Source organism: Verminephrobacter aporrectodeae subsp. tuberculatae At4, from assembly GCF_000193225.1.
In the GTDB taxonomy this organism is placed as follows: domain Bacteria; phylum Pseudomonadota; class Gammaproteobacteria; order Burkholderiales; family Burkholderiaceae_C; genus Acidovorax; species Acidovorax aporrectodeae.
This window is the reverse complement of sequence record NZ_AFAL01000237.1, coordinates 1-467: the sequence shown is the minus strand read 5'-3', so window position 1 is coordinate 467 and position 467 is coordinate 1. Positions and strand designations below refer to the sequence as shown.

Sequence of the window (467 nt, the reverse complement as noted above, 5' to 3'; positions counted from 1 at the left end):
CGGTCGCGCCCGGCAGGCGCCCGGCGAGCGCCGCGCGGGTGACTTCAAGGCAGTCCTCGTGCGCGGCCGGCGCCGGGTGTTCGGGCGCGAGCCGGTAATCGACCGCGATCACGCGCAGGCCGGTGTCCGCGGCCAGGCGCGCGGTCACGACCTGGTGGCTGTCGAGCGAGCCGAGGACGAAGCCGCCGCCGTGGAAATACAGCACGCAGCCGCGCGTGCCGCCGGGCGGCGGTCGGTAGAGCCGCAGTGCGATCCGGTGTCCGGCCGCAGCGTGGAAGACGCGGTCCTCGGTGCGCACCCCTTCGGGCAGCGGTGGCGTGAACGACGCCGCATAGCGGTCGTAGATCAGGCGTTGTTCGGCAATCGGCAGCGTTGCCGCGTGCGCGGGATACACGGCGGCGGTGCGTGCGACGAAGTCGGCGATGTCGGGTGTGAGCATGGTGTTTGCGGGGTTGGGCTGCGGTGCT

Annotated in this window: 1 protein-coding gene; it reads right to left on the bottom strand. The window is 73.0% G+C overall.

Features of this window, described 5'->3' with window-relative positions:
- On the bottom strand, positions 1-439 hold a 439-nt coding region (locus VTU_RS0106125), incomplete at its 3' end, for an alpha/beta hydrolase fold domain-containing protein (RefSeq protein ID WP_029554159.1).
- Between the last annotated feature and the right edge of the window lie 28 nt (positions 440-467).